The organism is Neorhizobium sp. T7_12 (assembly GCF_002968535.1).
GTDB lineage: Bacteria > Pseudomonadota > Alphaproteobacteria > Rhizobiales > Rhizobiaceae > Neorhizobium > Neorhizobium tomejilense.
On the sequence record NZ_PVBK01000006.1, the window covers coordinates 77,981 to 102,855 of the forward strand.

The 24,875-nt window shown below is 59.9% G+C and carries 23 protein-coding genes and 3 pseudogenes; 17 read left to right on the forward strand and 9 right to left on the reverse strand.

Annotated elements, in window-relative coordinates:
- Window positions 1-353: 353 nt before the first annotated feature.
- Window positions 354-1,070 (forward strand): FadR/GntR family transcriptional regulator, encoded by a 717-nt coding sequence (locus C5J26_RS15540; protein WP_105402576.1) that lies wholly within the window; start codon window positions 354-356, stop codon window positions 1,068-1,070.
- A gap of 604 nt (window positions 1,071-1,674) precedes the next feature.
- On the opposite strand, the gene C5J26_RS15550 is transcribed toward C5J26_RS15540, so the two are convergent.
- Window positions 1,675-2,385 (reverse strand): TetR/AcrR family transcriptional regulator, encoded by a 711-nt coding sequence (locus tag C5J26_RS15550; protein ID WP_210201864.1) that lies wholly within the window; start codon window positions 2,383-2,385, stop codon window positions 1,675-1,677.
- 69 nt (window positions 2,386-2,454) lie between these two features.
- Here C5J26_RS15550 and C5J26_RS15555 point away from each other — a divergent pair, with 69 nt between their 5' ends.
- Both C5J26_RS15555 and C5J26_RS15560 read left to right on the forward strand, forming a co-directional pair.
- Window positions 2,455-3,063: a hypothetical protein gene (locus tag C5J26_RS15555; RefSeq protein WP_105402577.1), complete on the forward strand. Its 609-nt coding sequence runs from the start codon at window positions 2,455-2,457 to the stop codon at window positions 3,061-3,063.
- A 151-nt stretch (window positions 3,064-3,214) separates the two neighbouring features.
- The gene (locus C5J26_RS15560; RefSeq protein WP_172723921.1) at window positions 3,215-3,931 is read left to right on the forward strand and encodes a glycosyltransferase family 87 protein; all 717 of its coding nucleotides are present in this window, start codon (window positions 3,215-3,217) and stop codon (window positions 3,929-3,931) included.
- Here C5J26_RS15560 and C5J26_RS15565 read toward each other — a convergent pair.
- The 6 genes from C5J26_RS15565 to C5J26_RS15590 form a co-directional block, all read right to left on the reverse strand.
- Window positions 3,913-5,469, reverse strand: coding sequence for a hypothetical protein (locus C5J26_RS15565; protein WP_105402789.1), 1,557 nt, complete (start codon window positions 5,467-5,469; stop codon window positions 3,913-3,915). The genes C5J26_RS15560 and C5J26_RS15565 overlap by 19 nt on opposite strands.
- 17 nt (window positions 5,470-5,486) lie before the next feature.
- Window positions 5,487-7,046 (reverse strand): hypothetical protein, encoded by a 1,560-nt coding sequence (locus C5J26_RS15570; protein WP_105402579.1) that lies wholly within the window; start codon window positions 7,044-7,046, stop codon window positions 5,487-5,489.
- Window positions 7,047-7,176: 130 nt separating this feature from the next.
- Window positions 7,177-7,926, reverse strand: a complete 750-nt coding sequence (locus C5J26_RS15575) for an SDR family oxidoreductase (protein ID WP_105402580.1) — start codon at window positions 7,924-7,926, stop codon at window positions 7,177-7,179.
- The gene (locus C5J26_RS15580; RefSeq protein WP_105402581.1) at window positions 7,923-9,245 is read right to left on the reverse strand and encodes an FAD-binding protein; all 1,323 of its coding nucleotides are present in this window, start codon (window positions 9,243-9,245) and stop codon (window positions 7,923-7,925) included. The genes C5J26_RS15575 and C5J26_RS15580 overlap by 4 nt, the downstream gene beginning before the upstream one ends.
- A 7-nt stretch (window positions 9,246-9,252) precedes the next feature.
- On the reverse strand, window positions 9,253-9,684 hold the full coding sequence (locus C5J26_RS15585) for a GtrA family protein (protein ID WP_105402582.1): 432 nt from the start codon (window positions 9,682-9,684) through the stop codon (window positions 9,253-9,255).
- 10 nt (window positions 9,685-9,694) lie between these two features.
- Complete coding sequence (locus C5J26_RS15590) at window positions 9,695-11,149, reverse strand: UbiA family prenyltransferase (protein ID WP_371674249.1); 1,455 nt, start codon at window positions 11,147-11,149, stop codon at window positions 9,695-9,697.
- A 236-nt stretch (window positions 11,150-11,385) separates the two neighbouring features.
- Between C5J26_RS15590 and C5J26_RS15595 the strand changes: the two genes are divergently transcribed.
- The 12 genes and pseudogenes from C5J26_RS15595 to C5J26_RS15655 all read left to right on the forward strand — a co-directional run bounded on the left by C5J26_RS15595 (window position 11,386) and on the right by C5J26_RS15655 (window position 22,424).
- Window positions 11,386-11,685: a DUF1236 domain-containing protein gene (locus C5J26_RS15595; RefSeq protein ID WP_172723920.1), complete on the forward strand. Its 300-nt coding sequence runs from the start codon at window positions 11,386-11,388 to the stop codon at window positions 11,683-11,685.
- Between the two features lie 744 nt (window positions 11,686-12,429).
- Window positions 12,430-13,440, forward strand: coding sequence for a LacI family DNA-binding transcriptional regulator (locus C5J26_RS15605; RefSeq protein ID WP_105402586.1), 1,011 nt, complete (start codon window positions 12,430-12,432; stop codon window positions 13,438-13,440).
- A 42-nt stretch (window positions 13,441-13,482) separates the two neighbouring features.
- Complete coding sequence (locus C5J26_RS15610) at window positions 13,483-14,757, forward strand: ABC transporter substrate-binding protein (RefSeq protein WP_046665849.1); 1,275 nt, start codon at window positions 13,483-13,485, stop codon at window positions 14,755-14,757.
- A 181-nt stretch (window positions 14,758-14,938) separates the two neighbouring features.
- A complete protein-coding gene (locus C5J26_RS15615) occupies window positions 14,939-15,790 on the forward strand; it encodes a carbohydrate ABC transporter permease (RefSeq protein WP_046665764.1) in 852 nt (283 codons plus the stop codon).
- Entirely contained in the window at window positions 15,787-16,644 is an 858-nt protein-coding gene (locus C5J26_RS15620; RefSeq protein WP_046605761.1) for a carbohydrate ABC transporter permease, read from the forward strand. The genes C5J26_RS15615 and C5J26_RS15620 overlap by 4 nt, the downstream gene beginning before the upstream one ends.
- Window positions 16,645-16,657: 13 nt before the next feature.
- Window positions 16,658-17,716 (forward strand): ABC transporter ATP-binding protein, encoded by a 1,059-nt coding sequence (locus C5J26_RS15625; protein ID WP_105402587.1) that lies wholly within the window; start codon window positions 16,658-16,660, stop codon window positions 17,714-17,716.
- A 19-nt stretch (window positions 17,717-17,735) separates the two neighbouring features.
- Window positions 17,736-18,992: a trehalase family glycosidase gene (locus C5J26_RS15630; RefSeq protein ID WP_105402588.1), complete on the forward strand. Its 1,257-nt coding sequence runs from the start codon at window positions 17,736-17,738 to the stop codon at window positions 18,990-18,992.
- Between the two features lie 162 nt (window positions 18,993-19,154).
- Window positions 19,155-19,247, forward strand: a pseudogene (locus C5J26_RS15635) (IS5/IS1182 family transposase); the annotation flags it as partial.
- 226 nt (window positions 19,248-19,473) lie between these two features.
- Window positions 19,474-20,634 (forward strand): iron-containing alcohol dehydrogenase, encoded by a 1,161-nt coding sequence (locus C5J26_RS15640; protein ID WP_105402589.1) that lies wholly within the window; start codon window positions 19,474-19,476, stop codon window positions 20,632-20,634.
- A gap of 503 nt (window positions 20,635-21,137) precedes the next feature.
- Window positions 21,138-21,747 (forward strand): annotated as a pseudogene (locus C5J26_RS15645) (carbohydrate ABC transporter permease); the annotation flags it as partial.
- A 20-nt stretch (window positions 21,748-21,767) separates the two neighbouring features.
- On the forward strand, window positions 21,768-22,223 hold the full coding sequence (locus C5J26_RS15650) for an RbsD/FucU family protein (RefSeq protein ID WP_105402590.1): 456 nt from the start codon (window positions 21,768-21,770) through the stop codon (window positions 22,221-22,223).
- Between the two features lie 3 nt (window positions 22,224-22,226).
- On the forward strand, window positions 22,227-22,424 hold the full coding sequence (locus tag C5J26_RS15655; protein WP_105402591.1) for a hypothetical protein: 198 nt from the start codon (window positions 22,227-22,229) through the stop codon (window positions 22,422-22,424).
- Between the two features lie 25 nt (window positions 22,425-22,449).
- Here the strand turns inward: C5J26_RS15655 and C5J26_RS15660 are convergent.
- Together C5J26_RS15660 and C5J26_RS15665 are read right to left on the reverse strand one after the other, a co-directional pair.
- Window positions 22,450-22,665: pseudogene (locus tag C5J26_RS15660) on the reverse strand (nucleotidyl transferase AbiEii/AbiGii toxin family protein); the annotation flags it as partial.
- Window positions 22,646-23,386, reverse strand: coding sequence for a DUF6088 family protein (locus tag C5J26_RS15665; RefSeq protein WP_105402592.1), 741 nt, complete (start codon window positions 23,384-23,386; stop codon window positions 22,646-22,648). The pseudogene C5J26_RS15660 and the gene C5J26_RS15665, both read right to left, overlap by 20 nt.
- Window positions 23,387-23,575: 189 nt before the next feature.
- On the opposite strand from C5J26_RS15665, the gene C5J26_RS15670 reads away from it, so the two are divergent.
- On the forward strand, window positions 23,576-24,166 hold the full coding sequence (locus tag C5J26_RS15670; protein ID WP_105402593.1) for a TetR/AcrR family transcriptional regulator: 591 nt from the start codon (window positions 23,576-23,578) through the stop codon (window positions 24,164-24,166).
- A gap of 74 nt (window positions 24,167-24,240) precedes the next feature.
- Complete coding sequence (locus tag C5J26_RS15675) at window positions 24,241-24,870, forward strand: hypothetical protein (protein ID WP_206051192.1); 630 nt, start codon at window positions 24,241-24,243, stop codon at window positions 24,868-24,870.
- The last annotated feature ends 5 nt before the right edge of the window (window positions 24,871-24,875 follow it).

The following is a 24,875-nucleotide window of genomic DNA, read 5'->3' on the forward strand; positions in this document are numbered from 1 at the left end:
GCTTACGGCCCAGGGTGCGACAGAAATGGCGTTGAAGTTTGGCCTTGCGACCTCAGCTGCGTTTCTCGCGCCAGCAATGATGGTCGATTCGCGCCGTGTGCTGCATCTGAATATCTCCTCCCTGAGATGACCGAATGCACTTCGACAATTTCGAATACGCTAACACGGTCACCTAAGTTGTCAACTCTCATCTCAAATTTTGTAAAAAAGGCTCCAAAAGAAGTAATTTTTGATGACATCTTTGAAATTGTGCCTATCGATAGATAGGCAGGCTCGAGCCATGGTCGCGACTGCCATATCGCGCGCCGGGAGGGCCGCGGGGACGAGAGATTTGGGAGTTAAGGGGGTGTTGAATGGCGGAACTGCAATTAACGCCGCCGCGCAAGGAGAGGCTGGCGGACAAACTATACGGCCAGATCCTCGAGCAGATTTTGAATGGCGCCTTCAAGGAAGGCGATCGGCTGCCGGCGGAAAACGATATCTGCTCTGCTTTTTCCGTATCGCGCCCTGTGGTTCGCCAGGCCTTGATCCGGTTGCAGGCTGATGGCCTTGTCTATTCGCGGCGCGGTTCCGGCACATTCGTGCGCGCCGTGCCGCCCTCGGCCATCACCCGCTTCGTGCTGCCGTCCAATGTCGCGGGTTATCTGAAGTCCTTCGAGGTTCGTTTCGCGCTGGAGGCTGCGGCAGCGTCGCTGGCGGCGGAGCGCCGCTCCAGCCAGAACCTTCACAATCTCGACCAAGCCAACGAGCTGCTGCGCGAAAAAATCATGAGCGGCCAGTCTCCCAGCGAGGCGGATTTCAATTTTCATCGCGAGGTCGCTGTCGCGAGCGGCAACGACCTGTTCGTATCGCTCTTTGAACACCTGCGCGGGGAGATCAGCGGCTCTATGGGCGTGGCGCTCAACCTGACGAAACTGGGCTCGGACGAGCGACGTATCGCCGTGCTGCGCGAGCACCAGCAGATCGTCGAAGCGATCCGGGCGAGAAACGGGGAGCACGCGGCGCTCTATATGCGTTACCATCTGGTGCGTGCCCGTGAGCGGATTACCGACGCGCAACGTGATCCCTGACGAGGGCGGTATGTTGCCACGACGGCGGCATTGTTGCGGTAGGGCGGCGTTTTCTTGGAGCAAACTCGTTGCCAGCCCCTGTCCACACAAGACAAGGGCTGGCTTTGACGGTTCCGATGGCGACAACAGGTCGGCACCGTCAAACGTCAACAAGCCATATCTCGATCGGTCGATGCCGTTCATCGATGCTGGCTGTCGTCGTTTCAACCCCGAGAGTGCGTTCCGTCACAGGAGATAAGGACCGTGCAGTTCTTGGGGCGCTTGAGGGACACCTCCAGGAGGTGGGTTCGCTCCACCGCCCTGTCAAATTCGTGCCGCAGGGCAGGCTTCGCGAGATGGGCATGGCCGGATAACCGCCATCCGGCCATGCGCGAGAAGGGGATGTTTCGAAAGATGGTACTGACGGGGAAGGACCGGAGCGTCGGTAAGGACCAGTCCGCCGGAAAACCTTGCGTCGCCCTCGAACTTTCGCGCCAGGCTTTTCGTTGGAAGATTATGCGGCAAAATCATTCGGCGTCTACCAAGACCCGAAGCAGTATGACGAGGTCATCTGGCGTTTTGCTCCATACGCCGCAGCAAGGGCTGCCGAATGTTGCCAGTATCCCTACCTATCGCGTTCAGGTGCCGGCGGTGATATTTGCCCCACCTGAGCGCCGATAGACAGAATGAACATATCAAGTGCTGCGGACATTGCCGCCTCGGCGGGGCGTTCAATCCGCCACTCCGGGAAATGCCCATCGATCCACATTCTCGCCACGCCATATATAAATGCTCGCGAGGAGAAGATCAGATCCTCGCTGCTGATGCCGTCACGAAGCAGGCCGAGCCTTCGAGCATCGTCGATCAACTGGACCATGATCAAGCGAATAGCTTCATTTTCCGCGACGAGCTTCTCAGAACCGTGGAAGTCGATCAGCGTGCGCGAACTTATCACCTGAAAATGTGTGGGATTGGCCAAGACCCAGTTGAGATAGCCTTGGCCGACTGCGCGCAACGCAGCAATCGGATCGTCGTCGCCTGCTCTTTGCAATTCCGCAGACACAGCTTCGGTCAGGCGGCTCATTGCCTGTTCGGCAACAGCCGTCAACAATGCCGTCTTGCTGCTGAAATGCCGGAATGGTGCGCCGGGCGAAACTCCGGCGCGTTTGGCCACTTCACGCACAGACAGCGATTCCACGCCCTTGTCCTCGATGAGTACGATGGCAGCCTCAAGGAGAGCTTCGATCAGGTTTCCATGGTGGTAGTTAGCGCGAGCTGGCAGTGATTTTGGCGTCATTTTGCGACGATAGCCGATCCGTCCCTCGAATGTAATCATTGATTATAATTGCCCTTGCAAAACGCCTTCCTTTGAAGTAATCAGTGTTTACATAAACGGGAGGCCTACATGTCTGCGAAGGAAAATTCAGTCTGGAAGGGTTGGCAACTTACGGCTCTCATCTCGCTGTCGTTGCTGATCATGGCGGCGGTCGCCGCCGCGATGAGCCCGTCATCTGTCGAGGCGGCGCGTCTAGTGATCCGGCTGACGGCCCGCACGTCGCTGGTGCTCTTCGCGCTGGCTTTCACGGCGTCAAGCCTGGAGCGCCTTTTCCCGTCTCCTGCAACGCGGTGGCTGCGACAGAACCGTCGTTACCTCGGCGTGTCGTTCGCCGTGTCCCATGCGATCCATGCCGCGGCGCTGTTCGCTCTCGCCAGGCTTGACCCAACGCTCTTCCTGCAATTGACGAACATTGGTAGCTACATTGGCGGTGGTATCGCCTATGCCTTCATCATCCTGATGACGCTCACCTCGTTTGACCGAACGGCCGCCTTTATTGGACCGGTAACTTGGTATTGGCTCCACACTTTGGGCGCTTGGTACATCTGGGTGTCGTTCTTGCTGAACTTCGGAAAACGCGCCGCGGTGAATTCGATGTACTGGCCCGCAATGGTCGTTATCGGATTGATGCTGGTTGTCCGGCTTGTCGCAATTCTACGCCGCCATCGCATGGCTTGACGTTAGGGGAAGCAGAGGTCGCTGATGAAACGATGGGGTCTCATGGTATCCTGCGGATTGTCGTCCCAGTGGTGCAACGACAGTTGCTCTTCCGATGCGATCTTGCAGCCGCCGGCGATCCCGGCGGATCTCCTCCACCCAGCCGACGACCTTGCTCTATCTCGGCCAGATCTACACGCCGCTTGTGCTGGCCTGCATCGTCGCCTGGCTCCGACTGGAAAAGGGTGACCATTTGGTTGCCGGCATCATGATCGGTTTGTTGATCTCGATGAAACCGAATTTTTCGGTCTGGCCCGTGCTGCTTTTTCTCGCGGGCCACCGCATGCCGAGCGTCGTGACGATTGCAACGGCCGTCGTCATAGCCGCGGTCCCTTTAGTCATCTTCGGGCCCGGAATCTACCTGGATTGGCTGCATTTGGTGGCGACGGACGGCGGGCGGGCGGTGTTCTTGACGAACGCTTCGTTTGCAGGACTTGCAGCACGGGCGGGCCTCCCGGCCGTGGGCACCGCTCTTGCTGTCGCATTGTTGCTTTCGCTGGCAGCGTGGGCTTTTTTCCGCCGGCCGCCAGTGATCGTCGTCAGCGGATTTGCGCTCTTGGCGTCCCTCCAGGCGTCGCCGCTTGGCTGGATCCACTATACGCTCTTCCTCCTTCCGGTGTTTTTGCATCATTGGCAGCGGCCTTGGACATGGCTGTCGGCCGCACCTCTGGTGATACCGGTCCCAGTCATACTCGGTTACTTCGGTGCTCCCCGCCTAGCGCAATTAGGGGTCGGCTCGGTCTACGCCTGGGCCCTCGTCCTGCTCCTCATCGGTCTGATCGCTGCTGAGCGAGGGAGGCAGTCTGCTGCTCATGTTTTCCTGCGGTAGATTCGCCAGTTCGTTGTCTCCCGTACCTTATCGAAATGGCGGGCGATGTAGTGAGCAAAAACGTCGCGCATGCCATTCGCCGTCCAGATCTCGATTGGCCATTTGGGATCGAGGATCAGGTCGACATCTGCAAACATCTCCTCCGCGGGTGGATGGTAGTCGGGACCGAGCGTCCGTCCCCAGTGATACCAGGCGCTATCGCCCACGGGCGGCCGGAGCGCCAGGCCGGCCGAGAGCGGATTGACGAAGTCCAACACGGCGACAGTCGCTTGGCGAGCGCCCAACTGGGACAGCACGTCCGCGGCCTCGACCAGAGTTTGATTATACTGCACAAAATAGTCGTACTGACCAACACTCCATGTCTCGACAAGCCGAACTCTCGAAAATGCCGGCAGCGGCATAGGCTCGCCCCGCCCGGCAATGGCGTAACGGGCATGAATGGCAACAGCCGCGGCATTGCTTATCGCCGCCGGCACAAGCAGAAATGCCAACAGTAGCGCCAAGACAAAGGGAGCCTTCCGGTGCAGTCGAGCGAGCTCGGCCTTCAGAAGATATTGCGTGATTACAGCTGCGCTCGGAACCAGCGTCAGGATGCCCCGGCGTTGAAAGTTCTGTTCAATGAGCAGCACACCGGTTACGCCGCAAAAAACTATAAAAAAAAGATGCCGGTAGCTGGGTGCGAGGATAAGAAAGATGCCAGCGACAAGTACGTAAGCAGCCAAGTCGGCGAGATTGTTCAGAAAGACGTGCCCCAGAGCGCCGAGTGTCGGGAGCCCGCCGCTGTTCTCGCCTGCAAGGCGCAGATCCGCGAGATAGTTGAGGCTGCCGCCCCAGAGAAGATCGATTGCAACGACGCTGCTCGCGATCATCCCAAGCGCCAGCGCCGCCCACCCGATTTGGCGTCGGTCGGTTGCCAGGAAGACCAAAAATGCGAGCTCTACAACGCCATAGGTGATCTTTGTGTAGAGCATGAGCAATACGAGGAAGCTTGCACAGGCGGCGTCTACGACCTTGCTCCCAGCGCTGGATAGGCGGGGCAGATACATGACCAAAAGAAGACCGAGCGAGGCCCAGCCCAGCCGATTGTAGAACATCGCAAATGTGAGATCGCCGATCCGTTCTCCCGGATTGGCAGGAGCCGCGACGAGCAAAAGCAAAAATGCTGCCAAGGGCAAGCCGAGCGCCTTGTGCATACGGCTGCCGAGAATTGCCGCGGCAACGGCCGCGAACAGGGGGATAACTATAGCCATGCCCACTGGCATCGCGCCGCCCATACTTCCCGAAAGGCCATAGCCGGCAGCGGGAATATAGAAGGTGAGTGCTCCAAGCGAGGTGTGGAAATCGACGTTCGGAACTTGTCCCGACCAGATGCGATGCGCACCGTCGAGAAAGACGAAGAGATCGTTGACGTATTTGCTGGTGATCGTCTGGCTGGGCAGAGCGAGAAGAGCTGAAAGCACCAGAGCAAACGACACGACGGTGGCCCACCAGATGTATTGGCGGCCAGCCCGTGGCGATGCGCCTTCCTGCTCCGGCATCGACCTCACTGCCTGCGTCACCGCGCCTCGCTTTCCAACCCGGCCTGCGGTCGCTGGTAAATCGTCCATTCCGGCGTTTTCTGCACCATGTCGAAATTCTTCGAAATGAACGGGCCATACAGCTCCTGTAACGGCAGGCTGTTGATGCCAGCCTGCGGCACCATCACAATCTTCACGTCGGCGAACAGTGCTTCCGGTGGGATATAGGCCTTCTCATTGATGTTGCGGTTCCAGTGGAACCACGCAGTGTCACCTGTGGGAGGGCGTATCCCGAGCCCTGCGGAAAAGGGGTTGACGAAATCGAGCACGAATACCCGCTCCAGCGGGATCGGCAGGGCCTGTAGTAGGGCCGTTCCGCTTTCGATACTATCGAGGTAGCACTGAATGAAATCAGGCTCCCCACCGGGCGGATCGACTTCCCGGACGTCCTCAAATAGCGGAGGGCCAAGGGGCTTGCCCACGTTCTCCGCCGCAAGTGCCGTGTGGAGAGCGATCGCCTCAGCGTGGTGGACGATGGGCGGCAAGAGAAAGAAGATTAGAAGCAGCGGCAGTGCAGCGACAAGACGAGCAGGCCTCTCGATTTGCGCGCTTGGGTCGACAGATTGAAAGCGCCGTGCCTTTTCCGCCAGCACTGCCGCGCCGCAATAGAGGGTGATGATACCCCAGCTGTGGGCGTTCTGGTTGATGATTGCCAATCCTGCACCCACGCAGAAGCCACTGTAGAGCAGGTCTCGAAGGCTGCGGATGCGCCAGAAGGCGATCAGCGCAAAGATCGTGAAAACCACCAGATCCGAGAAATTCTCACGGACATTTTTCAGTATGCTGCGGACGTCATGATCACCGCTGACCCGTGCGGCGGCCCGCAGATCCTCTATGTGCTGAAGCGTGCCGCGCCAGAAGAACTCGATGACGATCATTGCCAGTGCAGTCAGGAACAGACTGAGCAGGATCCAGGAGCGCTGCTGCCGGTCCAACAGCAGGAAGATCAGAAAGGCTAGGCCGCAGAGCCCGTAGGTCGCCTTGGTGTAGAATTGGACAAGTAGAAGAAAGGCCGTCGCGAGACTGTCTGCAACGTCGTTGCGCGCGGCGTTGGATCTCGGCTTCAGGTACATCACCAAGATGAGCCCGAGAGCGACCCAGCCGATGCGATTGTAGAACATCGCGAAAGAAAGAAGCCGGACCGGACTTCCGAGATTGATCGGGACCGCGAGAATAAGAATCAGGAATATGCCCAAGGCGATGGCTGAGGGAGAGCTTAGGCGCGAAAGAAGGATACGGATCATCGCAGGCATGAACGCGATGACCAGGAGTGCCATTCCCATCGGTATCGCGGCGCCGAAATCTCCGGACAGGAGGTATCCCAAGGCAGGGATATAGAAGACCAACGGTCCGAGCGCCGTATGAAAATCACGGTTTGGCACCTGCCCGACAGCGATACGATGCGCTCCATCAATGAATATCAAAACGTCGTTGATGAAAGCGGTGTTGATGGTCCGTCCAGGAATGGCAAGCATCGCGGCACAAATTGCCGCGACCACCAGGAGCGCAACCTGTGTGGAAAAAAGGCGGCGCCTCATCTAGACCCCGTCCTTCCCGAGGACAGGTCTTGATCCGCATCGGCGTGCGGAAAAAGCGGATCAACAAGATGGAACATACGGACGACGAAGCGGCCAGGGCAATCTCTATCTTCTATTCCCCAGGTTTCGATCACAGCCGCAACCTCTTGAAGATCGGTTCCGGTATGCTTCGGATTATCGCCATGAGCGGATACCAAATGCGCCGGACATAGACGACGTCCCCTCCCTTGCTGCCATCGGCCACGGCAAAGATCCTTTGAGCGACCTCTGCAGGCTCGGCCGTAAGCACTGGTGGAAGCTTCATTCCATCAGTCATCCGCGTTCGGACAAAACCGGGTTTGATGGTGAGGACGCGTACCCCGGCTGTGGATAGTCTGTTTCTGAGACCGGACAAGAACGCCGTCAGGCCAGCTTTCGCGGCGCCATACACATAGTTGGATCCTCTCCCGCGGTCGCCCGCGACCGAACTTATGCCGACGATGGTGCCGGACCCGCGCGCGGCAAAGCGGCTAGCCAGGAGGCCGAGCATCAAAGCCGGTCCTTCGAAGTTTGTCCGCATTACCATGGCTGCGTGTTCGAGTTCCCTTTCGGCGCGGGCCTGCTCGCCGAGTTCGCCGACGACGCAAACGGCCGTGTCAGGCAATGGCGACACGGTGCTCAGAAAGGCTTCGAAGCGGTCGATATCAAGAATATCCAGTTCATGGGCGGTGACGGCGGCGCCGGTGCGCGTGACGATGTCATCGGCTTCACGTTGGACAAGCTCACGCCTGCGTCCGACCAAATGGATGTCCCAGCCCGCCTCGGCATAGACCAGGGCAGTCGCACGACCAATATCCGACGTCGCGCCAATCAGGAGCAGTGCCTTGCCGATGGCTTTCATATGCCAAGCCTTTTTCCCAGCTGGGAACTAAAGTGACGGTCGGCCCCCGTTGTTCGTCGCACCTCTTTGAACGCCTGCAGTCGGGGGTAACCGGCTTCGAAAGTATGACGGGATTGCCTCGCATCCTTGGCGAGATAGAGTCGCCCTCCCGCCGCGACAACCAGCTTGTCAATTTCGTCTAACAACTGGAACACGTCGGGCGCGACCGGCAGATCGAGTGCGAGAGTATACCCTGGCGCCGGAAATGACAGAAGGCCTGCGCCACCCCTCAGCCTTTTCAGAACGGCCAGGAATGAGGCTTTCCCAGAACGAGCGAAACGATCGAGCATACTGCTCAGAACCGCAAGTGCATTTTCGTCAGGCACTACGCATTGATGCTGCAGGAAGCCGCGCTTGCCGTAGAGGCGATTCCATTCGAGCAGACCATCAAGCGGAAAGAAGTAGCTGTCCCAGTGGACCAACGAGGCTCGGGCTGCTTTGCGGGCACCCAGCCGATAGTAAAGGTCGTTGAATGCGGAAACACTCGCCCTGTTGAGCGCCCAACCAGGCAGGTCGACCGGCAGCGAAAGACGGGCGGCCTTGGAGGGAGGGAATTGCGCTGCTTTCGGCATTTGAGCGATGTCGCTCGGGCTGGCGTGCTCGCCGACAAAGATCAGCGAGCGGCCGAGCGAAGCGCCCCGCGAAAGGCAATCAATCCAGGCAACGGAATAGGTGGCGTCGTCTGTTTGCTTCAAGGCTTTCAGCGTATCGGCGAGGTTTTCTGTCACGACCGTCTTTTGAACAATCCAGCCGGTAGTGATGGGCCTCAGCGTAAAGGTGGCTTCAGCGACGACGCCCGTCAGGCCCATACCGCCGAGCGTCGCGAGAAAAAGCTCCGAATTCTTGGCTCTGCTGCAGGTAACAATCTCACCACCGGCAACAACCAGTTTGATTTCGCTAACGTGCTCGCCGAACCCACCGTCGCGATGATGGTTCTTCCCGTGCACATCGGATGCGATCATTCCGCCAATCGTGACAAACTTCGTACCCGGGACCACCGGGGGGAAATAGCCCCGGGGGATGAATGACCTGAGTATGTCTGACAGCATGACGCCACCTTCGACGGTCAGCGACGCGTTCATTTCATCGAAGCTTTTCATCCGACTCAGTGCACCGCAGGTCAACGTGAGATGCTCACCGATCGCGGCATCGCCATACGAGCGGCCGTTGCCGCGAGCAATCAGACCCGCTCCCGACGATACCGTTCCAGACAGCGTTTCCGGCAGCCTGCAAACAAGCACTTCACTTTCATGGCGCGGATAACGTCCCCATCCCTCCATCGGTCTGTCACGCCCCCTCCAACTTGAACACGAATTTTCGATCGAGCGCGAATTTTGAGACGTAGCCTATCGTCAGACCGACCGCCCCGCCCGCATACTTCGCAATATCCGATCTCCAAACGGTCCAGAAGACGATTTCGAACCCCCAGAATATGACCGTCGTCACGACGCTGAACAGGCCGTAAAGGACGATCTTGAGCAATTCGTCACCATGCGACTCGTATCGGTCAAAGAAGATCCACCTTTTATCGAGGAAGTATTTGAGCCCGAACCCAGCGGCGGTGCCCGCGAACATTGACGGCACAAGGCTTTGCGACGGGTAGATTTTCACGACAGTCGCCTGAACTGCAAAATTCGCCAAAGTCGAGAGGATCGCGAACGCGACATAGCGAACTGCGATGCGGGTCGTAGTCCCTTCACGCATATGATAGGAACGCATCTCGCTCACCTCAAAGCGCGGCGACCACAAAGGCGCCGGCAACGCCCAGAGTCGCGAGGCTTACCCTGTCTTTGATCGCAAATACGACCGGATCGTCATGCATCTGCCCCCTATGGGCCAGCAACAGGATGCGGGCAATCCAGCAAGCCAGGATTGGTCCCGCCAGCCATAAAATCCCTGGCCGTGTATAGAGATCCTGCACGCTGTCGCTTGCAGCGTAGAGAGCATACAATGTCAGCGCGTTCATCCCGGCCCCCGCCGCCAACGCGCCGATCATGCCGACGTCTCCATTCTTGTAATCGCGGCTCTTGGAGTCGGGTAGGTTCGCGGCTCGGCGTGAAATGAGCTCCGTATATCGCTTGACGAGTGCAAGCGAGAGGAACCAGCTCATCATGAAGGCGAGCAGCCAAGGAGAAGGCCAAACGGAAATCGCCGCCGAGCCTCCCACCACGCGTGCGGTGTAAAGAGCGGCAAGGGTGACGACGTCGAGGATTATCTTCCGCTTCAGAAAGAATGAATAGGCGGTGGTCAACGCAAAGTATCCGGCGAGAACCAACATGAAGGCGGGTGAAATCGTGACGGCAACCATAAACGACAGCAGCAGGAGAACGGGGATTGCCATGAGCGCGTGTGAGAGCGGGATATCGCCGCAACCCAGCGGCCTGCTGCATTTGCTGCGATGTCCGCGGTCGTCCTGCAGGTCGACCAGGTCATTCAGCACATAGACGCTCGACGCGCAAAGCGAGAAGGCGACCAAAGCCAGAGCGGCATTGGCGAGACTGTGGACGTCGAAGAGCTGATTTGTCAGCAACGGGATAAAGACGAGCCCGTTCTTGACATATTGATGCACCCGCAGCAACCGCGCCCAAGTGCGCCAGGTCGGCTTGTCGTGCGCAAGATGTTCGACATTGTCGCATTGACGTGACAGTTGCCGGGCCACCCTGGCGGACGTCCGAATTGCATATGACTTTCCGGCATGACGCCATACAGGTAGATCTGCGGCGTCGTTGCCAACATAGTCGAAGCCGCCATTGCCAAAGGCCGCTACGAGCTTTTCCGCCTTCACCTTGGCAGCGCAGTTTGTCATCTCGTCCGTTGCAAACCAACCGGTGAAGACACCTAAATGATCGGAAACGCGGGAGACAAGGCGCTCGTGCGTCGCGGACGCGAGATAAACCTGACGTCCCTCTTCCCGCGCCGTCTGGATCAAGTTCAGAACCTCGAGATCAAAGGGCAGGATAGCCGGATCGAAATCCGCCGGTGCTGAAAGGCGGTGCTTGAGGCAAGCCTTTCCCCTGCACATCGAGAGGACAAGGTCAACGACGGAAAAGGGGCGACGCCTGAGTTCAGAGAACGCGGTCTCGATCAGGAGGTCGGATCGGACCAAGGTGCCATCGAGGTCGATGACCAGCGGCCGCGATGACTCCGAACTTTGCGGTGTCGACGAACCACCGACCGTTGATATCGTTCGGCGAGGTAAAATCCACTCGTCCTCCTGGCCCGTCGGCAGAAAATCTCTTCGAAGCTCAAACTCCTGGCGCAATTCGCTCAAAGGATTTCCCTTTTTACTTTGGGTCGGTGGAAATCGCCGAACAACGGCTAAGCCGCTTAGTTCCATGGCCCAATCACTTGCGTCTGACGGCTTTGCTCGACCTTCACCTCCAAGTTTAGATAAGCAGCGGATATCCTTGCGCGAAAAGAGTGGTCTCCAGTGAACAGAAGACCGAAATTCGAAACATCATCGTGGAGAACAAGGTCGATCCGACCAAGCCGAGCTTCAGCGTATCGGTCGGGGTTGCGGTCCCCAAAACGGTGGAACTGCATCCGCTTCCGCCGAGGGTCGTCGAAATTCTCCCGGCCTATCGCTCGTACCGCTACTTCGTGCTTGCCGACAATCGCATCGGGATCGTCGAGCCGGATACCCTACGAGATCGTCTACATTCTGATGATCTGACTTCGGTCGCCACGTCTGCAGGGAGCGTCGCTGGCCGGGGAGGGTAGCGGCGCTCTTTCTCGTTCGGGCCGCGCGCCGACCACTGGCTCGGCTCCGGGAGAATGTTCATCACCATTTTGCCCCCGCCCCATGTTGCTAGGTCAGCCCTTGCGAGGGAAGACAACGTTGGAGGACTCGATTGCAATCGGCAAAAACCTTCTCGAGTTTATAGCTTCCAGGAAGCTTCCATCGGCCTGCAGGATGAGCAGCCGAGAGGTTTGATGGCCGTCGATGTAAAAGTACCGATCCCCTTTTTGATCGGGGACGCGGAGCACCTTTATGACATGTCCTTGGGCGTCCTGACATAGGATTGCTTGAGTAGGATCTGGTGCCATCTCCACGATTCTCCCGCCTCGCCGAGGATGGAACAGCGGTTCGTGAGAATCAACAGGTCCTCCCATCGAGATACCACCATGGAAAAGTTGTACTTCCCGCTTTCTCCAGTGCCGCGCTAGGCGTGACGCGATCTTCATTTGCGGCAATGTTCAGGTCGTTAGCTGCGCACGCAGATGGCCCAACATAGCGCGAAACTACTCGGTTCTCTGTCCGGCCGCTCTACTGGTGCTGCTGGCACGACTTTGGCTGGACGCTGTCTCAGCCGTCATGTTCGCCAAGATGGCGACGTACGAGGGGCCGCTTCACCGGAGTAGGGAAAGTCCTCACCGAGCTGAGGCGCCCGATGATCTCCAAAACGTTTTGGTTGACTCCCAAAACGTTTTGGAGAATGCTTATTTCAATTCGGGAGGAAGATTTTGGCTAATCTGAAACAGCTGGCGCATTCGCTCGGACTGTCGATTACCACTGTGTCCCGAGCACTTGATGGTTATTCCGACGTGTCCGCGGCCACCCGCGCGCGGGTTCGTGAGGCAGCAGAGACCGCAGGTTATCGGCCGAATGCCTCCGCTCGTCGGTTGCGCAAGCAGCGCGCTGAACTGGTCGCCGTGACGCTGCCGAGTGATCCTGGCCACGTCGGCCCCCCTCATTTCCTCGACATGTTGTCAGGCTGCGCCGAACATCTCGCTGCGGCCGGTCTCAATCTCGTCATCGCGCCTGTGCCGCGGGGTGTCAGCGAACTTGAGATATGCCAGCGCTTCGTCGATGGGCGCCGCGTCGATGCCATGCTGCTGGTTCGCACCAAACGCAAGGACGAGCGCGTCGAATACCTCCAGTCGCGGGGCATTCCCTTCGTCACCAACGGCCGCACCGAAAGCCTGGTCCCCCATCCGTTCATCGACGGCGATGGTTTTGCCGGGTTCCGCGCCGCGACGCTGCGCTTCCATGCGGCGGGGCATCGGCGCATCGGCCATATCGCCGGGCCCCAGGAATATTACTTCGCGCATGTCCGTCGCCGCGGCTGGCAGGCGGCGATGGAGGAATGCGGGCTTGCGATCGATCTCTGCGCCGAAGGGGCGCCGCTCGAGCAGGGCGGTTATCTCGCAGCCCTGGAACTCCTGCGCCAGCCGTCGCGTCCGACGGCCCTCGTCTGCGCCACCGACGAAATGGCGATCGGAGCGTTGCGGGCACTGCGCGAAGTCGACGGTGGCAGCCAGATCAGCATCGTCGGCCATGACGACCTGCCGATGGGTGCCTTCACCAGCCCGCCGCTCTCGACCATGCGCATGACCGGCGAGAACCTCGGTGCGACCTTCGCCTCGCTGCTGTTGCGCGCCATCGCCGGCGAGCCTGCCGAAGATCTCCAGGAGCTTCACGCGGTTGAATTCGTCGACCGCGACAGCCATCGCCGTCCGCCCCTGGCGGCATAGACAGCCGTGCATTCACGACAAAGAACAATGAAGGAGGAGAAGATGAAACGTATCGTGTCACTTACAATTCTGGCTTCGACGGTGGTGGCGTTCGCCTCGCCGGTGCTTGCCCAGACGGTTTTCGTATCCACCCAGCTTCGCCCGATCGAGGAGGCGACCGTGGTCCGGCAGGACCTTTTGAAGGATGCCGGCAAGGTCGACTACGTGGTGGAGGAGCCGCCGCAGTTTGCAGTCCGCATGGAAGCCGAAGCGCAGGCCGGCAAGCACACCGTGAGCCTCGTCGGTGCGCTGCATGGCGAGCTTTCGCCGCTTGCCGACAAGGGCCAGCTTGAACCGCTCGACGACCTTGCCAAGAAGCTCGCCGCCAGCGGCATGCCGCAATCGGTTCTTGATCTCGGCAAGCTCGGCAAGCCCACGCAGCAGTATATTCCTTGGATGCAGGCGACCTATGTCATGGCCGCCAAGAAGGAAGCCCTGCAATACCTGCCGAAGGGCACCGACATCAACGCGTTGACCTACGACCAGCTGATCGAGTGGGGCAAGAGCATGCAGGCTGCCACCGGCCAGCCGCAGATCGGCTTCCCGGCGGGTCCGAAGGGCCTGATGGCGCGTTATTTCCAGGGCTATTTCTATCCGTCCTTCACCGGCGGCGTGGTGCGTACCTTCAAGAATGCGGATGCCGCAGCCGGCTGGGAGAAGCTGAAGGCACTCTGGGCCTATGTCACCCCGAACTCGACCAATTACGACTTCATGCAGGAGCCGCTGGCCTCGGGCGAAGTCATGGTCGCCTGGGACCATGTCGCCCGCCTGAAGAGCGCCATCTCTGCGGCGCCGGATGACTATGTCGTCTTCCCGGCACCAGCCGGCCCGAAGGGCCGCGGCTACATGCCGGTTCTGGCCGGGCTTGCGATCCCGAAGGGCGCACCGGACATGGCAGGCGCCACGAAGGTCATCGAAACGCTGACGACCCAGAAGACCCAGCTGCTGACGGCTTCGAAGGTTGGCTTCTTCCCGACCCTCAACGTGCAGCTGCCGCCGGACCTCGACAAGGGCGTGGCGCTCCTCGCCGGTGCGGTCACCAAGACGCAGGGCTCCAAGGATGCCGTGATCTCGCTCCTCCCGGTCGGCCTCGGCGACAAGGGCGGCGAATTCAACAAGGTCTACATGGACGCCTTCCAGCGCATCGTGCTGCAGAACGAGCCCGTCGCAGACGTGCTCGCCAAGCAGGGTGCCACCATGGCCAAACTGATGACCGACGCCAAGGCGCCTTGCTGGGCTCCGGACGCCAAGAGCGACGGCGCCTGCCCGGTTCAATAAGGCACCATCCGACAAGCCTCCCAAGGCTGATGGCATCCGGGCGCGAATGCCCGGATGCCAAATCCGAAGGAGCGGGAGCAGCGGATCGCAAGGTGGCTGCATTCCGTCGCGATACGGATGGCGGAGAGAGGAACAAGTCGATGTATGATCAATTCTCAAAGCCCCACGGCGAGGGCGATCGATGACCCAGAACCGACCCTGGATCCCCTATCTGCTGATCCTGCCGTCAGTCGCCTTTCTGGCGCTGCTCTTCGTCGTGCCGCTGGTGCAGACGATCTGGCTGGCTCTCTCGGACAACGGCGCGCCGTCGCTGGCGAATGCCGAACGCATGGTGACCGATATCAATTTCACCCGTTCGGTCAGGAACACGTTCCTTTTGACGATCGTCGTCGTGCCGGTACAGATCGCCATCGCGCTTGCCATGGGCGCCATGGTCTCCAAGGTCGGCCGCGGCCGCGAGACCATTCTCTGGATCTGGACCATCCCGCTTGGCATTTCCGACCTCGCCGCCGGCCTTGTCTGGCTGTCGATCCTGCAGAATACCGGCTATTTCAACTCGCTCCTCTTCAGCCTCGGTGTGATCGGCCGGCAGGCGAGCTGGCTGTCCTACCAGACGCCGGTCGCGCTTTTCATCGCCATCGCGGTTGCGGAAATCTGGCGCGGCACGGCGATCGTCATGGTCATCATCGTCGCCGGCCTCAACCAGGTGCCGAAGGAATTCAAGGAAGCCGCCGAGATCTTCGGCGCCGGCCCATGGACGCGCTTCTGGCGTATCACCCTGCCGCTGATCCGGCCCGCGCTGCAATCGGCGCTGATCCTGCGCACGGTACTCGCCTTCGAGGTGTTCGCAGTGGTCTATGCGCTCGGCGGGCGCAATTTCCCGGTCCTCGTCGGCGAGGCCTACAACTGGCAGAACCAGAACCAGAATTACAGCGTCGCGGCGGTCTACGCGGTGCTGATCATGATCATCTCGCTTGCCGCGACGCTGATCTATCTGAAGGCCCTGAAAGTCGATCCGGAGCGCCTGCCATGAGTACGGAAACCATGAGCGCGACGGAGACAGCTTCCCGTCCCGCAAGCTTCGCCTCCTCCCGCCGCTGGCTCCTCTGGAGCGGTATCGCGGCGCTCTGCGCCTGGGTTCTGGTGCCGATCTATCTGGTGGCGTTGGGGGCACTCGGCGGTCGCCAGGGCGTCTATATCTGGCCGAAGACGGGCTTGCCGACCGGGATTTCGCTCGAACCCTTTATTCTGTTCCTGAAAACAGAAGGCGTCGTACAGTCTTTTCTCAACTCACTGGGGGCAGCCGGCATCACGGTGGCGCTTTCCATCCTGCTGGGCGCCCCGGCCGGCTATGCACTGGCCCGCTACGATTTCCGGGGCAAGGACAGCTACCGGCTTCTGGTCCTGCTCACCCGCGCGTTCCCGCTGGCGATCCTGGCGCTGCCGCTCACCGTCTCCTTCATCCGGCTCGGCCTCTATGACACGATCATCGGCGTCGGTCTGATCCACACGGTTTTGGCGTTGCCCTTTGCGGCGCTCGTTACCCAGGGCATATTCCTCGGCGTTCCGAAGGAACTCGAAGAGGCCGCCTGGGTGTTCGGCTGCACCCGCGTCCAGGCCTTTTTCAAGGTGGTCGCGCCGCTGGCTTTGCCCGGCATCGTCGCCACCGCCGTGTTTGCCTTCGTCATCTCCTGGAACGAGGTGTTCGCCGCCTCGGTGCTGACGGTGCGCAACCGCACGCTCACGGCCTATCTGCTGACGGTGCTGTCAGAAAGCCCGATGCATTACCGCTTTGCCGGCGGCCTGATGCTCATTCTTCCATCCGTTGTCTTCATCTTCGCGGTCAGGCGTTACCTGTTCGCGATCTGGGGCATTTCCTCCAAATAACGGGACCATCGACATGGCCGATATTGTCATTGACCGCATCCGCAAGAGTTTCGGCGCTTTCCAGGCGCTGAAGGAGGTCTCGCTGACGATCAACGATGGCGAGTTCGTCTCGCTGCTCGGGCCATCGGGCTGCGGCAAGACCACGCTCCTGCGCATCATCGCCGGTCTCGAAACCTCGACCTCGGGCGATGTTCGCATCGGCGACAGGTCGATCATTGGACTGGCGCCCAAGGATCGCGGGCTGGCGATGGTCTTCCAGAACTATGCAGTCTTCCCGCATATGACGGTCTACGAAAACGTCGCCTTCGGCCTGCGCATGCAGAAGGCGGACGATGCGCGGGTGAAGGCGCAGGTGGAGAAGGCGGCCGGCCTGCTGCATATCGAGCCGTATCTCGACCGCTATCCGAACAAGCTTTCGGGCGGCCAGCGTCAGCGCGTGGCGGTCGCCCGCGCGCTGGCCGTCGAGCCGAAGGTGCTGCTGATGGACGAGCCGCTTTCCAATCTCGATGCCCTGCTGCGGCTCGAAATGCGCACCGAACTGAAAACCGTGCTGCAATCGGCGGGTACGACGACGATCTATGTCACCCACGACCAGACCGAGGCGATGGGCCTGTCGGATCGTATCGCGGTCATGCACAACGGCGTCGTCGAACAGGTCGGTCATCCGGTCGAGATCTATAATCATCCGGCGACGCGTTTCGTCGGCGGTTTCATCGGCAATCCTCCGATGAACTTCATCAAGGTGCCGGTCTCGAACGGCCAGGTGGCGGCCGGTGCGGAACAGCTCGCGGTGCCGGACGATGTCGGCAATGAAATCGTGCTTGGCCTGCGAGGCGAAGCGGTGGAACTGGCGCCGCTGCCGCAGGGGATCGAGATGAAGGTGCGGGTCGCCGAGCCGATGGGATCGCATCTGCTCCTGACCGGCTCGATCCACGACCAGCCGGTGCGAGTCATCCTGCCGGCGTCCGAAACCGTGAAGAGCGGCGACACGATCGGCCTGAAGCTCGACCGCAGGCGCATCACCTGGCTTTCGCCCGAAAGCGGCAAGTCGTTTCCGGCCGTTTCGGCCTGAGCATACCGGAGTACCCGACATGAACGTGCATATCACCGAGGCGAAGCGCATCCTCGTCGCCAACGACCGCGGCGGTTATACGGTGCCGACCGACCGGCTCTACCCCTTCCAGTGGAACTGGGATTCCGCCTTCGTCGCCATGGGTTTCGCGCTTTACGATACCGACCGTGCCTATCGCGAACTGGAGCGGCTGATCGAGGGCCAGTGGGCGGACGGCATGATCCCGCATATCGTCTTCCACCAGCCGAGCGACACCTATTTCCCGGGTCCGAACGTCTGGCGCACCCGTCACACGATCCCGACTTCCGGCATCACCCAGCCGCCGGTCTTTGCGATCGCGCTGCGCAAGGTCTTCGAGGCGACTGGAAGCGGCGCCGAGGCGCGCACCCTGCCGCTCTACGAGGCGGCGCTGAAATGGCATCGCTGGTGGTATTCCGCCCGCGATCCGGAAGGCACCGGCCTAGTCGCTTTGCTGCACCCTTGGGAAAGCGGCAGCGACAACTCGCCGGCCTGGGACATCGCGCTCGCGCGCGTGCCGACTACCACCGATACGCCGGTCGTGCGCAAGGATACCGGCCATGTGAACGTCTCGATGCGCCCGCGCGACGAGGACTATAACCGCTTCATACATCTGGTCGACACCTATGCCGCCTGCGGCTGGGATCCCGCAAGGCAATGGGAAAAGGCACCGTTCAAGGTCGCCGAGATCCAGACCACCGCTATCCTGCTGAAGGCCGGCGAGGACCTCGAACATCTCGCCCGCGAATTCGGCCGGATGGAGGACGCCGCCGAGATCGCCGCGTTCAACGACCTCACCCGCAAGGCGATACTCGCGCAGTGGCGCCCGGCCCTGTCACGCTTCGTGTCGCGCGACCTGATCTCCGGCGAGGATGTCGAAGCCGCGACACAGGCAGGCTTCATCCCCCTCCTGTCGCTCGACCTGGAGAAGGGCATCGCCAATGCGATGGTCGATGAGATGAAGGCTTGGTCGAAGGGCCTCAAGGTCGCCTTTCCGACCACCAAGCCGGGTATCGCAGGCTGGGAACCGAAACGCTACTGGCGCGGCCCGGCCTGGGCGATCATCAATTGGCTGCTGATCGACGGCTTCAAGCGCAACGGTCATCCGGAAGCGGCGGAAAAGCTGCGCAGATCGACGGTCGCGGCGATCGAGGCGGAAGGTTTTGCCGAATATTTCGACCCGGTAACGGGCGAAGGCTGCGGCGGCCTCGGCTTTTCCTGGACGGCCGCCGCCTATATTTGGCTTGCTTGGACATAAGGTTCACAATTCTGGACCTGCTGCGCCATCGGGCGGAGCTGGTCCGAGTTGCCGACACCCAATCTTGATAACCGGCTGCGGCGGTTGCGCTTTAGGAAGGGTTGGCTCTTGGGTTTCCAAGGCTGCACAAATCAGATTCATGACTGTCTTTTGGAGACAGTCATGGGTGTTTTGGATCGTGTAGTCCTTCAGGACGAGCAGTGGGAGCGGATATCGCAGCACATCATTGGTGACGGGCATACGCGCGGTTTGTCCCCGGGGGCCAAATTCGCGGACATTTAAATCCGCGCATGCGCTCCGCCAGTAAGGCGATGTCAAAAAAGAAAAGGTTTGCTGCGATCTCCGGCTATCGGCCTACAAGATCCTGGACCGTGTCGGCATCGGTATTGAGATACTCGTACAGGCTGGAGAAAAAGCCTGCAAAGACAAACGTGGCGACGGCATCCCATGGCGTAGGCTCAAATCGGCAAAGGAAAAATGCATGAATCCGTTTGTCTTCAGTACGACTGCACAGATCGTCTTTCGACCTGGCGCTGCAACTGCGATCGGCGATCTCGTAAAGCAGAAGCTCGGCCGCCGTATTCTCTTCGTGACAGACCCCGGATTGCGACGGCTTGGCCTCTGTGAACCCGCTCTTGCGTCTCTCACTGCCTCCGGCATCGAGACCACTGTGTTCGATGGAGTCGAAGCCGACCCATCGCTCGCGACCGTGATGGCCGCGGCAGGCGCCGCCAAGGCTGACAATGTCTCCGGGGTCATCGGCTTCGGCGGCGGTTCTTCACTTGACGTGGCCAAAGTCGTCGCATTGCTTTGCGGTTCAGGTGAGCCCCTCGACGAGGCGTGGGGCGTGGGGAATGCGAAGGGGCCGCGGCTGCCGCTGGTTCTTGTTCCCACCACGGCCGGAACAGGATCGGAGGTCACCCCGGTTTCCATTATCACGGTCGGCGGCGACGAGAAGCGTGGCGTGTCGTCGACCATCATCCTGCCCGACATCGCGATCCTCGATCCCGATCTGACCTTAGGCCTTCCCGCTCACATAACGGCCGCCACCGGCATCGACGCCATGGTCCATGCGATCGAGGCATATGCATCGAAGAGCGCGAATAACAACCCTCTTTCAAAGATGCTTGCGCGCCAGGCGCTGCAGCTTCTGGGCTCGAATATCGAGAAGGCGGTCTTTGACGGAAAGGACCGTGCCGCCCGCGGCGCAATGCTTCTCGGCTCGATGCTGGCTGGACAGGCCTTCGCGAACTCGCCTGTGGCGGCGGTTCACGCGTTGGCCTATCCGATTGGCGGAACCTTCCACATTCCCCACGGCCTTTCAAACGCGCTCGTGCTCCCGCACGTCCTCCAGTTCAACGCGCCGGATGCTGCGTCGATATACGCTGAGATCGCAGCCGACGTCTTTCCGGAACTCGCTTCGGAACAGGGTGACCAGGGACGATGCGCCGCTTTCATCGAGCGACTTGCCGGGTTGTCGCTTAAGCTCGGGCTTCAGCCGCGGCTGCGAGACGTGGGTATCGGAGAAGAGCACCTGGCCGGAATGGCGCTGGACGCCATGAAACAGACCCGGCTTCTTGTCAACAACCCCCGCGAGGTCGGTGAGGCGGACGCACTCTCGATATACAGGGCGGCATGGTGATGGCGGAACGAGCAGCTCCTGAGCGGTCCACGATCCGATTGTGCTGGGTGAAGACCGCTGTCGGCGATGCGGAAACGTACAACTCCTTCCTGCCGATCCAAACAGTCCTACCTTGGCATGTCGTCACAGGCAGAAACGTGCGAAAGGGCGAAGACTTGAGAGCTCTTCGGTCCACCAGAGAATCTTATAGACGCTCCCAACAAGCACCTACCCGCATGGCCCCGGACTAACTTTTGAAGATGTGAGCAGATTTCAATGGCCGAGGCAAAACGCGACAAAAGAGGGGCAAGCGCACCTACGCGGCGGACCAGCAGCGAAAGGAAGGTCCTTCCCCGCCACGCTGACCGTAGAACAACCTCCAGGCGTTCCCGCCGTTTCTGACGATGCAATGCCTCGATGAAGAGATCAGGCTGCTGCTGGACCAGCTGGCGCGCAGGCTTCAGCAGCAAAATGCACAACTGAGAGGGTGCTGGAGCGGTTCGAACGCTGAACGTATCGTGGCGTCCGCTGAGGCCTCGTTCCTGGCGGTGCTTATTGGGTCTCTGGCGGCCTACGGGCTCAGCTGGGTCTCCTACAAGTTCCTTTGGATGGCGAACAAGGACATTTCCTTCTTCTTCCTGTCGCAGTTGATCCTGCCGCCGGTCGTGCTCGCCATGTCGTTCCTGGTTCTCTACAAACACCTGCTGCTGCTCGATACGCTGATCGGTCTGATCCTCGTCCATACGCTCATGGTATTGCCAATCGTGATCTGGATCATGCGCGACCAGTTCGGCACGATTCCGGTCGAGCTGGAACAGGCGGCACTGGTGGATGGCTGCTCGATCTGGGGCGCCTATCTGCCGATCGATGTGCCAATCGCGCTGCCCGGCATGGTGGCAGCTTTCATCCTCTCGGTCATTCTGCGCTGAAACGAATATCTCTTTGCCGGCACTACTGACGAGTTCGAATGCCAAGACACTGACGGTGATGGTGGAAAGCCAACCGGGGTCGCAGGGGATCAACTGGTGGTCGATGGCCGCCATCGCCACGGCTGCGATCATGCCCTTGGTCCTCGTCGGCATCGTTCTGGAGCGCTATATCGTCAAGGGGTTGACGGCGGGTGCCGTCAAATAAATGCCAATGAGGAGGACACTATGCTTAAGAACATTCATCCGGCGTTGAACGCCGACGTGCTGCACGCGCTTCGCTCCATGGGGCACGGCGACACGCTGGTCGTCTCCGACACCAACTTCCCGAGCGACAGCGTCGCCAGGCAGACGGTTGTCGGCCGGCCGCTCAGCATGGCCAACCTCCCTGCACCGCAGGCGATCCGTGCCATTCTCTCGGTGCTGCCGCTCGACACGCCGCTGCAGAATTCTGCCGGCCGCATGGAAGTCATGGGCGCGCCGGGCGAAATTCCGACGGTGCAAAGCGAGGTGCAGGCCGAGATCGACCAGGCGGAAGACAGGCCTTCACCCATGTACGGCATCGAGCGCTTCGATTTCTACGATCTGGCCAAGAAGGCCTATTGCGTGATCTCGACTGGGGAAACCCGCTTCTATGGATGCTTCCTGTTCACCAAGGGTGTCATCCCATCTGCAGGCGGGTGAGGTATGGCCATGGGAACCGGAATTTCCATTCTCGGAATTTTTCAAGGCCGCCCAATGGCATGTGCCCAATCCAAACGGATCAATGACGCCTATATCGCAGCGACGGCCTTCACCTGCCGTATGACGCTGGTGACGCGCAACATCAAGGACTTCGAGGGCATGGGAGTGCACGAGCACTTCGGTAGAACGTTCTCCTGGTGATCGATCGATTTTAGGACTTCGCCTTCAGGCCATATGCTTTGCTGAGGCTGGTACCGCCCTTAAAATAGATGCCGATAGCATCGTCCCTCCGTCGGTTGAACAGGAAGTCGAGCACCCAGCAGACGTAGAGATCCTTCTCGATATTCTCGGCCCGCGTCTCCAGATCGGATGCAGCGGCGGAGAATAGTGCTCTCCACTCGTCAGCGCTTGAGCGAAGGACATCAATGAAACTCTGGCGCATGTTCATCCTTTCCGTCGTGGCCCAGCGGAGTGCCTTCATCCTCCGGGGGCGGCGGATCGCTTGTTATGGTCTCCACCGCCTGGTACATCCAGGCAGGGATGGCGTGGATGTTTTCGCGCAGGTCCTCGACGATCGGCTGCCTGTGGGAGCTTCGTGCCAGGTAACGGACGATACCATCGACAACTGTCTCTAGATTGGATCGCTCGTCGCGAAACCAGTGGAGGGCCTGGATCACCCGCATTGCCGGCCGACCGGCCCAAAAAGCGGTCTTTGCCGAAATGCGCTTGAAGTCCAGGATGTAGATGACCGGTTTTGTGGCCTTGGCGTCGCCGGCATTGGCCTCGATCTTGATGGTTCGGGGGTATGTGTCCGCATAGATTGTGGACCGGGCTGGACCGGCCGTCGTCAGGCCAAGATCATTGGCAGCCGTCATGCCATCGACGCAAACACGAAGCTTGTCGCGCCGTGCGATCGCATCGATGAATGAGGCGCGTGGCGGAAACACCATCTTGCCGGTCAGTTGGCCGATAGCCGGCTTGTCGTAGAGACCACGATGAGGGCGTCGGATGTCGCCGCGGCTGGTCAGTCTCTGCAGCGCCTTTTCGACGGCGTTCGGTGTCGCGATATCCAGGAAATCGGAGCGCGACCAAACGCCCGAAGGCGCCGCGCTGGCAATCCTTTGGTGGATGCGTTCGAGAGTGTTCGATGTGGGATCCGGCATAGCTATCCTATCTTCTGACCGGAGATTATATACAAACTTTGGTCACTGGCAATAAATCTCATCCTACTGACCAATATTTATATCTAAATATTGGTCAGTAGGATGATTGCTCACGCTTGGGCGGGCGCATCAGGAAATTGATGACACCATGCCGTTGACAGCATCCCTACTAGAAGGTAGACAACAAAAATGAGCAACCTTCTGACAACCGCCGACGAAATCCTTGCTTCTGCGCGAACCTTGATCATGAGCGGAGGTTATAACGGTTTTAGCTATGCCGATATCGCTGGGATCGTTGGAATCCGGAAGGCCAGTATCCATCACCATTTCCCGAGCAAGGTCGATTTGGTTCGCACGCTTGTACAGCGATACCGTGAGGAGGGGGAGGCAGGCGTGGCGGCGCTGGAGCAGAACGTGCAGGACCCGCTCGAACTCCTCAAGATCTACGCGGGCTATTGGGCCCAATGCATTGAGGACGCGAGCAGGCCTTTTTGTGTTTGCGCTCTGCTTGCGAGCGAGCTGCCGTCTCTACCGCCGGAAGTCGCAGCAGAAGTAAGAGCTTTTTTCCGCTTTGTCTCGACGTGGCTGACCTCGGTCATGGAGCGCGGCTCACAGCAGGGGGCTTTGAGGCTTTCGAGCGAGCCTCGCGTTGAAGCGGAAGCGTTCATGGCATCCGTCCACGGAGCTATGCTGTCCGCGCGTGCCTACGGCGCTCCGGAAATGTTTGCCGCCATTCTGGCGCCCACTCTGGAGCGTCTGTCTCCGGCGGTCGTCCAATAACGTTCCGGGCGGAGACAAACCGCCCGGGGGATTTCTATGGCAAGGGAAACTACCAACTAGTAGGAAGTGTCGGCATGATGAAGAATATTCTCCCCGCCCTCGTGCTCGGGCTGTCTATTGTCGCATCGCAGGCCTATATGGCGGCGCCTGTCCATGCTGAGGACGCAAAGGCCGGCCGGCTTAATGTCCGCGGCAGCATCGTCAACTACGGCGGATCCAGCCTCAAGGTGAAGACCCGCGAAGGAGAGACCGTCGATATCGCCCTCGCTGACGACTGGAAGGTTTCCAGCGTGGCAGATGCGAAGGTTACCGACATCAAGCCTGGTGATTTTGTCGGCATCGCGTCCCTGCCGAAGGACGGCGGTGGTGACGGTGCCCTTGAGGTGCTTATTTTCCCGCCGGCATTGAAGGGAGCAGGCGAGGGAAGCTACGGCTGGGACCTCAAGCCCAACAGCAACATGACCAATGCGACCGTGGCGGATGCCGTCAAGGGCGTCGACGGCCGGACGGTCACCGTGTCCTATCACGGCAAAGAAAAGAAGATCTCCATCCCGGACGGCACGCCCGTTGTGACCTTTGCTCCGGCAACACAGGATGATCTCGTTCCCAGCGCTGTCGTCTTCGTGCCTGCCGAGAAGGCAGCAACCGGCCTCGTCGCTCACCAGCTCGTTGTCGGAAAGAATGGCGTGGTTCCCCCAATGTAAACCAC

Coding starts and splice junctions, on each gene's coding strand:
- C5J26_RS15670 (WP_105402593.1), top strand. CDS start 23,576: ATGAGCAACCTTCTGACAACCGCCGACGAAATCCTTGCTTCTGCGCGA.
- C5J26_RS15640 (WP_105402589.1), top strand. CDS start 19,474: ATGAATCCGTTTGTCTTCAGTACGACTGCACAGATCGTCTTTCGACCT.
- C5J26_RS15675 (WP_206051192.1), top strand. CDS start 24,241: ATGATGAAGAATATTCTCCCCGCCCTCGTGCTCGGGCTGTCTATTGTC.
- C5J26_RS15620 (WP_046605761.1), top strand. CDS start 15,787: ATGAGTACGGAAACCATGAGCGCGACGGAGACAGCTTCCCGTCCCGCA.
- C5J26_RS15580 (WP_105402581.1), bottom strand. CDS start 9,245: ATGGAGGGATGGGGACGTTATCCGCGCCATGAAAGTGAAGTGCTTGTT.
- C5J26_RS15630 (WP_105402588.1), top strand. CDS start 17,736: ATGAACGTGCATATCACCGAGGCGAAGCGCATCCTCGTCGCCAACGAC.
- C5J26_RS15570 (WP_105402579.1), bottom strand. CDS start 7,046: ATGAGGCGCCGCCTTTTTTCCACACAGGTTGCGCTCCTGGTGGTCGCG.
- C5J26_RS15625 (WP_105402587.1), top strand. CDS start 16,658: ATGGCCGATATTGTCATTGACCGCATCCGCAAGAGTTTCGGCGCTTTC.
- C5J26_RS15615 (WP_046665764.1), top strand. CDS start 14,939: ATGACCCAGAACCGACCCTGGATCCCCTATCTGCTGATCCTGCCGTCA.
- C5J26_RS15565 (WP_105402789.1), bottom strand. CDS start 5,469: ATGCCGGAGCAGGAAGGCGCATCGCCACGGGCTGGCCGCCAATACATC.
- C5J26_RS15540 (WP_105402576.1), top strand. CDS start 354: ATGGCGGAACTGCAATTAACGCCGCCGCGCAAGGAGAGGCTGGCGGAC.
- C5J26_RS15575 (WP_105402580.1), bottom strand. CDS start 7,926: ATGAAAGCCATCGGCAAGGCACTGCTCCTGATTGGCGCGACGTCGGAT.
- C5J26_RS15610 (WP_046665849.1), top strand. CDS start 13,483: ATGAAACGTATCGTGTCACTTACAATTCTGGCTTCGACGGTGGTGGCG.
- C5J26_RS15550 (WP_210201864.1), bottom strand. CDS start 2,385: ATGATTACATTCGAGGGACGGATCGGCTATCGTCGCAAAATGACGCCA.
- C5J26_RS15585 (WP_105402582.1), bottom strand. CDS start 9,684: ATGCGTTCCTATCATATGCGTGAAGGGACTACGACCCGCATCGCAGTT.
- C5J26_RS15555 (WP_105402577.1), top strand. CDS start 2,455: ATGTCTGCGAAGGAAAATTCAGTCTGGAAGGGTTGGCAACTTACGGCT.
- C5J26_RS15665 (WP_105402592.1), bottom strand. CDS start 23,386: ATGCCGGATCCCACATCGAACACTCTCGAACGCATCCACCAAAGGATT.
- C5J26_RS15655 (WP_105402591.1), top strand. CDS start 22,227: ATGGCCATGGGAACCGGAATTTCCATTCTCGGAATTTTTCAAGGCCGC.
- C5J26_RS15650 (WP_105402590.1), top strand. CDS start 21,768: ATGCTTAAGAACATTCATCCGGCGTTGAACGCCGACGTGCTGCACGCG.